We start from the raw sequence: 11,648 nt of genomic DNA, 5'->3' as shown, positions 1-11,648 counted from the left end.
ATAGGCCAGTTGAGTTTTAGAGGAAGATAGATGAAAATAGTGCAGACTGATCAATCAGGTTTAAAGATTTATTTGCTGATTTCTCTTTTTGCGAGAAGCATTATAGACAATGATCACACTAATCGTCATCAGGATAAATGCTAAGAAAAACGGCGCGCCAGAAAATTTAAATGGTGCTTTGTCATGGGTGAAATAATAAAATAGGTTTGTCATCATTGGTGGACCAATAATCGATGTTGCACTCATTAAGCTTGTTAGTGCACCTTGAAGTTCACCCTGTTCGTTTGAAGGAACATTTTTTGTAATAACAGACTGAAGAGCTGGTCCACAAATACCACCCAAGCAATAGGGTATAAGGAAGACGAACATCATCCATCCTTCGCTTGCAAACGAGAATAACAGTAGTCCAATAGCATACAGGGTCAATCCATAGAAAATGCTTTTTTGTTCACCAAGTTTGGGCGTTGTCCATCGAATTAAAACGCCCTGAACCAATCCAATCAATAATCCAATAACACCTAATGAGATACCCACCATTCTTTCTGTCCAGTCGAATTTATACATGGTGAAGAAGTTCCAGTTACTTTGAACTGCGTGGCCTGCGATATATATTAAAATTAAGGCAACGATTAATCCGGATATTTCTGGATGTTTTCCAAGAAACTTAAAGGATCCAATTGGATTTGCGCGTTTCCATTCAAAAGCTCTACGTTTTTCTTTATCTAAGCTCTCAGGTAAGATAAAATAGCCATATAGAAAGTTTAGCATACACAGTCCTGCGGCCGCATAAAAGGGAACCCTGGCACCATAGTGACCGAGCAGACCGCCAATAACTGGGCCGATGATAAAGCCTAGACCAAATGCAGCGCCTATCAAGCCAAAGTTCTTTGCCCGATCTTCATCCGTAGATATATCGGCGATATAAGCACTTGCCGTTGTAAAACTAGCACCTGTCAATCCGGCGATAACGCGTCCTAAGAATAGCCAACCTATAGTTGGTGCGAGGGCAAGAAAGATGTAGTCTACTGCAAAGCCAAAAAGTGAGATCAATATAATTGGCCTTCTGCCATATTTATCGCTGAGGTTACCAACGACGGGAGAACAGATGAATTGCGTGAAAGCATAGGCAAAGCCGAGCCAACCGCCATATTTTGCCGCTTCACTGACATCGCTATGAATCAATTCCTCGATAAGTTTAGGGACGACAGGAATAATGATTCCCCAACCCGTAATATCGATTAGTAGTGTAATAAATATGAATCCGATTGCTGCTTTTTTCTTGGAATTTTCCATCATGATTTAAAAGTAATGAAATCCTTAAAAACTTGTTTGTTATTTAATTACTAATTTGTGGTGAGTGTCGCATTTTCGATAGCGTTAACAAATCGAAAAGAGGGAGCTTTTTTCTTTCGATAGCGTGCCCATTTCTGGTTAAATCGCTTGACATTTGGGATGGTGCAGCACCGTGAAATTACATGAATTCGCAATAAAACACAGTTTATTTGCTTGGGTATGTAAGGATAAAGCAAGTTCTATCTGGGATTCATCTGTGATGAGAACCTCGGGGTGTAATATAACTTCTGTAAAACGACCACTTCCATCTCCATCCGTTTCCAGGGTAGCGATAGCATTGTCCTTATAGGATAAAATCTCGATGCTATTTTTCGAGCAGACGTATAAATAGGACATCATGTGGCAAGAAATCAGGCTGCTCAGCAGCAAATCTTCCGGATTGTACAATGCAGGGTCACCCTTGAATGCTTTTGCTGCGGAAACTTGCAGGTCAGCTTTCCCCTCGATCGCGATGTGATGGCTTTTTGTATAAATTTTTGAACCTACAACACTAGGCTGTTCAGGATGATTCCAAGCCAAGGACGCTTTAAAGATATGTTTGTAACTCATTTTGTTTCAAATTTAAGGTCTTCTCCGATATTATAGAACGTCTAGTCCGCCAACTGCAACTACTTCGTTTGTCATCAGACCACGGCGGCGTCTGATGACAGTACTGTTATGTGCGAACAAAAGTGATATAATCTGTGTTGACAGGTTCAATGCCATTTTTTCGCATTTCGCTTGCTATTTGCGCCCTGTGATAGGTGCCATGATTAAAGACGTGTAACAGAATGTCGTTGGCCTTGTTATGAAAAGCCTGATGCTGTGTGTTTGTATAATTGACAATTTCATCCTCCGTATCATTTCTGCGCCGAATTTGCTGCCTAAATCCTTCAGAAGCTAAATCGTGATACCTTTGGCAATCGATGATACTGTGCTCATCCCAAACACCAACAGGTGGTTTTTCACCAGTTAATCGACTTAACCAAATAATCTGAGCATTGACAATATGGCTAAAGAGCCGTATGCAAGAATGAGGTACATTTTCGCCTTCACTTTTCAATTTATCCAGGAGTGCTGTATTGGCCCAGTTATTATATAACCAAAGCTGCATAAAAGTAGTTGACATCTAATTGTTGTTTATGTGGGTTCTATAAAATTAAATATACGGAAGATCGCAATAAATTTTTTGCCAACCCCATCAATCGTTCATTTTATGGACAATTTATGGTTGAAAATTTGAAGCAATATATTTGTTACAATTTTATTCTTTTCTACGTAATTCTATTTTTTGGTTTGTTCAGATCTTAATTGAGATATATTCAGATTGTTAGCGTTATAGGTTGTTGTTTTTTGTCGCAGAAATGTCTTTTTGCGTTCTCGCATAGCAAGTCAGACTACCACAGACTAAAGGATATCATTATATTAGACTGATATTATCGAAAAGTATGCTATCTATGAACAGGTTTTTCCAAAATTACAATACGGGAAAACGTATTATTCTTCATTTGAGTTTTTGGTTTTTGGTTTTGGGAATGCAATTCATTTCCTATCAGCGGATAGATATTGATAATTCCTGGATTTTGTTTGTAAAGGACGTATTTTCTTTGTTGACCATATTTTATGTAACAGCGTATGTCATCATTCCGCGCTGGTTTATTCCTGGAAAGTTTGTGTTGTGTATATTGTGGTTATTGTTTATTTATGCCTGGTGGTCGTTTCTAAGTTATTTTGCAGCCCTATTAACATTGAAATATCTAACACCAGATGTTCGCCTGTCAAGCTATCTTGAAATAATACTAAGTCAAGGAATCTTCGGTGCTTTTCGCCTTTCTTCCATTAGCGATTATTTGTTGGATTTTATTTTTCTGGTGGCCCTGCCTTTGACCGTAAAAATTGTACAGGCGTTTATGTCTGTCCGAAATTCAAAAATGAAACTCGAATTGAAAAATTCAGCACTTGAGTTGAACAATGTCCAGTTGGAACTTGCTTTTCTAAAATACCAGATTAATCCACATTTTTTACTTAACACACTTTATAGCATCTATGTGCTGGTATCCGATCATGATGAAAGAGGCGGCGAAAGTATGATGCGTTTAAGCAGTATGATGGTGTATTTACTGCATGAAAGTAATCAACCCAGGATAGAAATTAGTCGCGAATTTCAATTGCTAAAGGATTATGTTGAATTGGAAAAGTTACGCTATAGCGAGACCGTGCAGATCAATCTAAATTTGGCGGCTGAAGACGAAAGCTGCATGATGGTTCCTTTGATCTTTTTTCCGTTTGTAGAAAATGCATTCAAACACGGACCTCGGCTAAGTTCTTCGGCGGGATGGATATCCATAGACATTAAGGTGAAGGATGACAAGGTGTATATGCACGTGGCTAATGCATATAGGGAACTTTCAAAACCAGAAAATTATATCGGCGGATTAGGGATAGAAAATGTAAAAAAGCGACTGGAACTTCATTATCCTCATCATCATAATTTGAAAATAAAGTCGCATGAGGGTGTATTTAGTGTTAATCTTGTTGTAAATTTACATTCGGAAACAGAACCGTAGCACCAAAGCAGCGGGTTGCGAAGTACTTATGAATAGAATTAAAACTATCCTTATTGAAGATGAGCCTATTGCGAGAGGTCGCCTGGAGAAATTAGTTTCCAAATTAGGCCTGATCGAAATATTGGGTGTATTTGAAAACCCATTGCAAGCAATTGACGTTTTAAGGCAGCAAGAGGTAGATCTCATTTTGTCAGATATAGATATGCCTGAAATGGATGGAATTACCTTTCTCAAAGGACTTGCTCATCCACCATTTGTTGTTTTTATAACTGGGCATTATGAGTATGCTGTTGATGGGTTTGAATTGGAAGTAATCGATTATATCTTAAAGCCACTCCTGACGGAAGAGCGATTGATCAAGGCAATTGAAAAAGTTCAAAAGGCAATCTTGTTTTCTCGAAGAGGGGCACAGGGTGAAAGAAAAGCGATTAAGATAAAGGATCGGAACAAAACTATTTTTATAGATCCTGCAGATATTTTCTATCTAAAAGCCTGGGGGGATTACATTCAAATTTATACGTTAGAAGGTATGCAGACTTTGCTGTCGACAATGAAAGATATGGAAGCAGAACTGCCTTGGGATATGTTTGCTCGTATGCATCGATCCTATATTGTCAATATCAAACAGATCAAGGGTGTTGAGGCAAGTAAAGTCATTCTGAAAAATGGGACAGAACTCGGTATTGGTTTACAATATCGTAATCAGCTCTTCGCGAAGATGGGACTTATATAATTTATCGGGTTCATAGGTTATACGTTTTTTCTGTTTCCCAATTTGCATTTTATAATAGCCAACCATAAAATGGTAAACAGCAAGTTCATGTAAGCGTTGATCGGACATGAACAATCGGTTAATGAACATATGAATGTAGCTTGATAGTAACGATGTTCGGGCTGACTTGAATTCATCTTGATCGGTATGACTCCGTAAGGTGTTAAATATGCTGTATTGAAGTGCATTTAGTTTCTTTTTCGATTCTTCAGGGTTGTCTAAAGGTTTGTCGAACCAGTCTTTTTTCTCTTTAAACTTATTGTTGAGATGAATCCAAAGGTTTTTATTATTATCAAATTCTTGCTGATAAAGGGTATTCATCTGTAGGCAGAAATCTCTTTTCTCGATCAGTGTAAATTTTGCAGCTTCTAATAGCGACTCAATATTTTCGAAAGCCAGGCGCCATCGATCATTGATTGAAGTACTTTGTTGGATAACCTTCAGTACCGTTTCGCTCTGTTGATAGAATAGCTCCTCACTAAGTTCCATACAAAATGGTGTATATCGTTCAATCTCCCGTGTATAAGTGTCAAAGGATAGCGTTGATATCTGTCCATCTTTAATAAACTGTTCCAATAGGGTATTAAGCGTGGATATAACGAAATAATACTGGCTTGGATCTGAAAGCTCAACTCTAAATCGAATGGGGGGCGATGGATCGTCGTAGCGTATAAAAAACCATTTTTTTAGGACATCTTGTTGATTAAGTGTCGCTACGATTAGGGGGAAAATTTCCTTTAACAAGGTGTCTGCAACATGTAAACCACAATAGATCTTGGCGTAAAGCCATTCACTGCCCAAGGGAAAGCATCTTTTTAGGTTACTTTCTTGAGGGGCTGATTCATTTGTGAAAGTCTCCTGCTGTGATTCTATTGGAATAATGATTTCGTTGGCAAAAATATGTCCATCTTTATCGCAGACTACTGATGAATAGTCATTCAGGATATATTCGGTTAATATGATCTCTCTTTTGCACATATGATCCAATACGATTTCTATGCAAAAAGGATTGTCTAAATTTATCAACAATTCATTATCGCCACTGCTGATGATGACCATTGCAGGAATTGCTAGCTCCGCTTGTATATTTTTTATGAAAGCCTGAGGGGTACTGGGGTATTTCGCTATTTTTTGAATTCGCCATTGTGCTCTAGACAAGATAATATTTTTGTAGCTTGTTCTTGGGAGTCTCGGCTGCTCCTTCATAATCCCCCAATTCCAGGAAAGATCCAACCTATTATTTTGGAACTGAAAATCTGCGAGAAACTTATATATATTCATACCCTGTTCAAAATTGTGGGCGGTAGTTAAACGGGGTATAACCATTTTATTGAATTTCCTGGACCACAAGATTAGGCGCTGGTCTTTGATGAACAGGTATAAGTCATTAACATCAATTTGCTCTTGTTCTTTATCGATTGTCGGGCTTAGACAAATTGATGCTTTTCGCAGCGCAGGTCTATAAATGATATTTCCAGCATTATTGTCTGGGTAATGACAAATCTCGGCAAGTATCGCATTTGGAAACTGCTGTTGCTCTGTGTCGGCAGATTCCTTCAACTTGTTATTCAATTTTTCATCCAGATGTGCAAATCTGGAAATTAAGTTTCCTGATGACGAACCACCAATGGTAACCAGATTGAAGAATAAGTTTTCCTGACATGAACTTCTAAGGAGATTGCCGATGGCATAGCATGAAGAAGGGATCGTATTGACAGTTTGTTTACGTTGTTTAGCGATATGATCTAGATCTTCGCTGGTCAGCTGAATTTCGGTGAATTGATTTTTTACACTTTCTACAAATTTTTCAATGACCAGATCTTGATAATGGTGGTCGCCATATTTTTTTTCGCCCGCCGGGGTGATGTTGTTAACTTCCCCGAGTATTTCATCCGTTATATTGTAAACACCTTCTTGACGTCCGTAACCAATCCCAATATCGGGGTCTAGAGCTGTCGTTAGCGGAACCATTCTATCTTCATATTTAACAGAGAACGCAGCTCTAAACCGATCAAAATCTGTTAACTTAGCCTGGCTGCAAAGTGGTAGTAAATCCTGAAATTGATCTCTTATGTGATCTAATGCGGTATCTGATAAATTGTTTTCGTCCATCCCTATGAGAAGGTCCCCCTGTAACGAATTGGTCATATCGAGGTCTGGAGCCAAAGGCTGCAATAATTTAAGGATGGCGGTTCGGATCTCAATGACAGATTGAGAACTATGAAGCCATTTTCTTATCGTTAATAAAGGATTTAAATAATTTCCCTCCTTATCCACTCTTTCAAGCGTCGTTATCAGGCTGTCCAGATAACCTCGGCCAATGACATTGGGCTGTAATTCAGAGGATATGATTCCAAGGCTGATGAGGTTATTGACGAATAGGGCCGCATGCGTTATCGATGCTCCAAGACCTTGCAGCAGATCGATTAATGATTGATAGTGGCTGGTTCTCTTATTGTGTTCAAAGTATTGGATGACTCGATCCAAAACTGGAGTAAGCCTTATACGTTTCAGGATATGCTGTCCTTTCTTCCCATTTGTCACTTTTTGATAATATTTGTAATATTTACCATCTAAGTATAAGGTGGGATTGAGACGATAATAGAGTTGACTGTAAATTCTTTTGTCTTTTGATATCTGTTCAATAATTTTTGTCAAAATGGTGGTATCCAGTTTTAAAACAGCTTGATTTGCATTTGACCTGATTAACGATACCTTTTTTTCGGAGACGGCAATGTTCCCAAAAGATACCCCTGCGAATAAACCGAAAGGCGTACTTCTGGTGCTCATCCTAATCGCATATTTGAGTAGTGAAGCGATCATTTTTGAGCTGCTTTCTTTCTTGTATTCAAGCCATTTTTGAACTTCCGCCGAGAAGGCCGGGCTTGCCAGAAATAAGGCTTCTTTTAATTGCTCAATTTGAAACAAATGACGAAGTTTCTCTTCTATTTCATGTCGCTCAGTTATCGTTAAAAGATCAACGGCAGATGCAGCTGGAAGTAGCGGCGTGCGCAGAAGAAAATAATCGGATAAGTGGAATAATGACATGAATTAGTTGGACTAGTATTGCATGACTTGTTTTATACAAGACTGAAACATCTGGGGCGAAATTGGTTTTTGCAGCGCAAAATGCTTCCTGTTTTTGATAAATTCTGGATATTGCCAACGTGACACGGCGGAGGTGATGATCAGGATTGGAATATCAGCGATCAATTCGGCTAGTGTATTAATATTACCGCCGCTAACAATGAGATCGAGGAATAGGATGTCTGCAGATTTTAGATCATGGCTAAATAATGCTGGATTTTCAATGTGTTCAACCATCTTAATCAATTGAAGATCTGGAAACATGTGAATGTATTCAACTATTTTTTTTGTCGCCAGTGGTTCATCCTCAATGAGAATACATTTAAGCTTGGGTGAAGTCATATACTCGATTCTTTTTTTATTTATTAGGCAATGAAGACGATTGCTGTAAAGGCGCCTACCAGAACGCCTTCACAGCGTTATCCTCTTTTATATTACTTTTGAAGATGTAACTGTCTTAATAGTTACCAGTTCCATATCATCAAAATCAAAAAATGAGATCGGTTCTACCGCGCAGACAGTTTGTACATCCAGTACAAAATCCTCTGCTAAAAAATTTTCAATGTTTTCCATAGTTATACGTTTAAATTGTAAACAAATGTGCTCGCTATGGAAAAGAACAACGAAAAATATCGACAGAATTGAAAATGAATCAGACGAACTAAAGAATCTATTCGACGAAAAAAATAGTGTCTGTTGCTATTTATGTTCGCGATGTAGTAGACTTTGTTTGCAGAGCCTGCCAGATCATCATGGACATTGAAAGAAGTTCTATTGTGTGTTTCTGGAAAATTCGACGAAATAGCATTTGAATACGATGAAACAGCAGTAGCTTCATTGTAGTATTCCATCTGGTTCGTTATCTTAGATTCATCTATTTTAGCATCAAAAAACCATTTCTTTAGCCATTAAAGCCATGTAGCTTAAATAGATCAACCAACGAGAGGGCTTGAGGTAATTCCTTAAACCAAAAAAGCATCTACCAAAAAAATAGGTGAGTAGTGTGGGCGCGTAAAACAAATGAGAATATGAATTTATCTAATGAAATGTATGGTTTTTTGAAAAGAGAAGGTTTACGGTTATTTAGAAAAAAAGTAAGCTGGCAGACCTCTGCGAGATATCAAATCTATGGAGATGGGAAAACAAAGATCGGTGTCGCATTTGACAGAATTCAAAATTTTATCGATGAAGATACCAGTGCATCCGGCTGGAGTGGAATGGAAAAGATTAAACTCGAAGAACGGGGTGATTATATTATCTATGGTTTTGTTGAGAAAATTGAAAGCTAAAGAAGAGTTCTCCATATGATTTTTCCATTGAGCTTGACCTTTCGTATTTTATTATCGAGTAAATTTTACAAATCAATTCCTTAATTGTGTAATGACTTTAATCTTATTTGTGGCCAAATTTGTTGTGTAAAATTAAACAATAAGTTATGGCGACAGATATTTATAAGGATACGGTTTATCTACCTTTAGAAGATGTTGAAAGCGAACATTGTGCATCAATTGTCGAAAAAGGACTAGCCCAGGTTAAAGGCCTAGCGAGCTATCGGGTGGAATTGAATAACCACAGAGCTGCTATCGTACCGAAGGATAGTGAAGCCGTCGTTAGCAGTGTAAAAACGATCAAAGATCTTGGTTATGGTGTTTCTACATTAACCAAAACATTTCCAGTTCTTGGGATGACTTGTGCCTCCTGCGCCAGTAGCGCTGAAAGTATGGCGAAATATGAACAAGGGGTTGTCAATGCGTCTGTAAATTTTGCAACAGGAAACCTTACGGTGGAGTATTTGCCTAATATTACGGATCATTTAAAAATCCAGAAAGCGGTTCAGGCTGGTGGCTATGATTTATTAATCGAAGATGAATCTACTCAGCAGGAAACGTTGGAGGCTATTCACGCCGAGAAATTCCGTAAGCTTAAAATCAAAACTCGATGGGCAGTAATACTTTCGCTTCCCGTGGTCGTGATAGGTATGTTCTTTATGGATATGCCGTACGCAAATCCTATTATGTGGCTGTTTTCCACGCCAGTAGTTCTTTGGCTGGGCAAGGACTTTTTTGTCAACGCGTGGAAACAGGCAAAACATCGTTCGGCAAATATGGATACGCTTGTTGCGTTAAGCACGGGAATAGCCTACATCTTTAGTGTGTTTAATATGCTCTTTGCTGAATTTTGGCATCAGCGTGGCTTGCATGCACATGTGTATTTTGAGGCCGCCTCAGTCGTCATTGCTTTTATTTTATTGGGTAAACTACTGGAAGAGAAGGCTAAAGGTAACACCTCATCCGCCATTAAAAAGCTAATGGGCCTGCAGCCTAAGACGGTGATGGTCATTCAATCGGATGGAACAGAGCGTCAGGTCGCTATAGAAGCCGTTAATACCGGCGATATTATTCTGGTGAAACCAGGGGAGAAGATCGCCGTTGATGGGGTTGTTATCAGTGGAAATTCCTATGTTGACGAAAGTATGTTAAGCGGAGAGCCGGTCCCTGTTTTAAAAATGGGCAATGAGCAGGTATTTGCAGGGACGATCAATCAGAAGGGCAGTTTTCAGTTCAAAGCTACAAAAGTTGGCCGGGAAACAATGCTTGCCCAGATCATTAAAATGGTACAGGATGCACAAGGAAGCAAGGCTCCTGTGCAAAAACTGGTCGATCGAATTGCTGCTGTATTTGTTCCTATTGTCATTGGTATTGCTATTTTAACTTTTCTACTGTGGTTTACTTTAGGTGGAGAAAACCATCTGGTACAGGGTTTATTGGCGGCAGTAACGGTTTTGGTTATCGCTTGTCCTTGTGCACTAGGTTTAGCAACTCCCACAGCAATCATGGTTGGAGTGGGTAAGGGAGCTGAGCAGGGTATTTTAATTAAAGATGCGAAAAGTCTGGAGCTGGCCAAAAAGGTAAATACAGTTGTTTTGGATAAAACCGGCACCATTACGGAAGGAAAACCTGTGGTCACTGACCTGTATTGGAAAAATGATGAGGATAGTTTGAAAGTTATCTTGTTGAGCCTGGAGAAACAGTCAGAGCATCCATTGGCAGAAGCTGTAGTCGGGTATTTTAAAGATGTAAAAGCTACTCCAGTATCCTTTATTGAAAGTATTACTGGGAAAGGTGTTAAAGGCAGTGATGGAATCGAAACGTACTCTGTAGGTAATCGCAGGTTGTTGGATGAGAATGGGATCACAATTCCGACGGATTTGATGGAACATGGCACCCAATGGGAAAATCAATCCAAAACAGTGATCTGGTTTGCCAACAGTCATACTGCGTTAGCGGTAATAGCCATTGCGGACCGGATTAAGGAAACTTCTGTGCGTGCTATCAAGGAGATGCAGGCCATGGGCATTGAGCTATATATGCTGACTGGTGACAACGAGGCTACGGCTAGGGCCATTGCCGCGGAAACAGGTCTTCAGCATTACAAAGCGGAAGTATTGCCAGAGCACAAAGCTGATTTTGTTAAAGAATTGCAGCAAAGAGGGCAGGTGGTCGCTATGGTTGGGGACGGTATTAATGACAGTACAGCCTTAGCAACCGCGGATGTCAGTATTGCAATGGGGAAGGGAAGTGATATTGCAATGGATGTAGCAAAAATGACAATTATTTCATCTGATTTGACGAAGATACCGCAGGCCATTCGACTTTCGAAACAAACGGTCGCGACGATTAAACAAAATTTGTTCTGGGCTTTTATTTATAATTTAATTGGGATTCCCCTCGCCGCAGGTATTCTGTATCCAATCAATGGTTTCCTTTTAAACCCGATGATAGCTGGAGCTGCAATGGCATTGAGCAGTGTAAGTGTTGTCAGTAATAGCTTGCGACTTCGCTGGAAAAAATAGCTAACTATGGTTGAGGCCTAGACCTCATCTTAAACGG

Annotated in this window: 10 protein-coding genes; 4 read left to right on the top strand and 6 right to left on the bottom strand. The window is 39.2% G+C overall.

The features are described 5' to 3' along the window. Positions 1–60: 60 nt before the first annotated feature. The 3 genes from B4Z47_RS02515 to B4Z47_RS02505 form a co-directional block, all read right to left on the bottom strand. The gene (locus B4Z47_RS02515; RefSeq protein ID WP_321167224.1) at positions 61–1,296 is read right to left on the bottom strand and encodes a TCR/Tet family MFS transporter; all 1,236 of its coding nucleotides are present in this window, start codon (positions 1,294–1,296) and stop codon (positions 61–63) included. Positions 1,297–1,431: 135 nt separating this feature from the next. Then, a complete protein-coding gene (locus B4Z47_RS02510) occupies positions 1,432–1,902 on the bottom strand; it encodes an OsmC family protein (RefSeq protein WP_070564298.1) in 471 nt (156 codons plus the stop codon). Between the two features lie 106 nt (positions 1,903–2,008). Then, positions 2,009–2,461, bottom strand: coding sequence for a DinB family protein (locus B4Z47_RS02505; RefSeq protein ID WP_112374770.1), 453 nt, complete (start codon positions 2,459–2,461; stop codon positions 2,009–2,011). Between the two features lie 328 nt (positions 2,462–2,789). Between B4Z47_RS02505 and B4Z47_RS02500 the strand changes: the two genes are divergently transcribed. Beyond that, positions 2,790–3,899: a sensor histidine kinase gene (locus B4Z47_RS02500; RefSeq protein ID WP_159332939.1), complete on the top strand. Its 1,110-nt coding sequence runs from the start codon at positions 2,790–2,792 to the stop codon at positions 3,897–3,899. Positions 3,900–3,927: 28 nt separating this feature from the next. Next, on the top strand, positions 3,928–4,632 hold the full coding sequence (locus B4Z47_RS02495; RefSeq protein WP_115048652.1) for a LytR/AlgR family response regulator transcription factor: 705 nt from the start codon (positions 3,928–3,930) through the stop codon (positions 4,630–4,632). Here B4Z47_RS02495 and B4Z47_RS02490 read toward each other — a convergent pair. From B4Z47_RS02490 to B4Z47_RS02480, 3 genes are all read right to left on the bottom strand, one after another. Beyond that, positions 4,588–7,719 (bottom strand): lantibiotic dehydratase, encoded by a 3,132-nt coding sequence (locus B4Z47_RS02490; protein WP_115048654.1) that lies wholly within the window; start codon positions 7,717–7,719, stop codon positions 4,588–4,590. The genes B4Z47_RS02495 and B4Z47_RS02490 overlap by 45 nt on opposite strands. Before the next feature lie 12 nt (positions 7,720–7,731). Further along, positions 7,732–8,100 (bottom strand): hypothetical protein, encoded by a 369-nt coding sequence (locus tag B4Z47_RS02485; protein WP_115048656.1) that lies wholly within the window; start codon positions 8,098–8,100, stop codon positions 7,732–7,734. An 87-nt stretch (positions 8,101–8,187) separates the two neighbouring features. Then, on the bottom strand, positions 8,188–8,331 hold the full coding sequence (locus tag B4Z47_RS02480) for a hypothetical protein (RefSeq protein WP_159332940.1): 144 nt from the start codon (positions 8,329–8,331) through the stop codon (positions 8,188–8,190). Positions 8,332–8,786: 455 nt separating this feature from the next. Here B4Z47_RS02480 and B4Z47_RS02475 point away from each other — a divergent pair, with 455 nt between their 5' ends. After that, positions 8,787–9,047: a hypothetical protein gene (locus B4Z47_RS02475; protein ID WP_139144941.1), complete on the top strand. Its 261-nt coding sequence runs from the start codon at positions 8,787–8,789 to the stop codon at positions 9,045–9,047. A 146-nt stretch (positions 9,048–9,193) separates the two neighbouring features. Continuing rightward, positions 9,194–11,611 carry a heavy metal translocating P-type ATPase gene (locus B4Z47_RS02470; RefSeq protein ID WP_115048658.1) on the top strand — a complete coding sequence of 806 codons (2,418 nt, stop codon included), beginning with the start codon at positions 9,194–9,196 and terminating at the stop codon, positions 11,609–11,611. Positions 11,612–11,648 lie beyond the last annotated feature (37 nt).

The sequence above is a fragment of the Sphingobacterium sp. UBA2610 genome, assembly GCF_002339225.1.
Lineage (GTDB): Bacteria > Bacteroidota > Bacteroidia > Sphingobacteriales > Sphingobacteriaceae > Sphingobacterium > Sphingobacterium multivorum.
The sequence above is the reverse complement of the archived record's forward strand: the minus strand, read 5'-3'. Positions and strand labels throughout refer to the sequence as shown.

What these genes read in the sequence shown, in the direction of transcription:
- B4Z47_RS02515 (WP_321167224.1), bottom strand. Translation starts at nt 1,296, where the DNA reads ATGATGGAAAATTCCAAGAAAAAAGCAGCAATCGGATTCATATTTATT.
- B4Z47_RS02510 (WP_070564298.1), bottom strand. Translation starts at nt 1,902, where the DNA reads ATGAGTTACAAACATATCTTTAAAGCGTCCTTGGCTTGGAATCATCCT.
- B4Z47_RS02505 (WP_112374770.1), bottom strand. Translation starts at nt 2,461, where the DNA reads ATGTCAACTACTTTTATGCAGCTTTGGTTATATAATAACTGGGCCAAT.
- B4Z47_RS02500 (WP_159332939.1), top strand. Translation starts at nt 2,790, where the DNA reads ATGAACAGGTTTTTCCAAAATTACAATACGGGAAAACGTATTATTCTT.
- B4Z47_RS02495 (WP_115048652.1), top strand. Translation starts at nt 3,928, where the DNA reads ATGAATAGAATTAAAACTATCCTTATTGAAGATGAGCCTATTGCGAGA.
- B4Z47_RS02490 (WP_115048654.1), bottom strand. Translation starts at nt 7,719, where the DNA reads ATGTCATTATTCCACTTATCCGATTATTTTCTTCTGCGCACGCCGCTA.
- B4Z47_RS02485 (WP_115048656.1), bottom strand. Translation starts at nt 8,100, where the DNA reads ATGACTTCACCCAAGCTTAAATGTATTCTCATTGAGGATGAACCACTG.
- B4Z47_RS02480 (WP_159332940.1), bottom strand. Translation starts at nt 8,331, where the DNA reads ATGGAAAACATTGAAAATTTTTTAGCAGAGGATTTTGTACTGGATGTA.
- B4Z47_RS02475 (WP_139144941.1), top strand. Translation starts at nt 8,787, where the DNA reads ATGAATTTATCTAATGAAATGTATGGTTTTTTGAAAAGAGAAGGTTTA.
- B4Z47_RS02470 (WP_115048658.1), top strand. Translation starts at nt 9,194, where the DNA reads ATGGCGACAGATATTTATAAGGATACGGTTTATCTACCTTTAGAAGAT.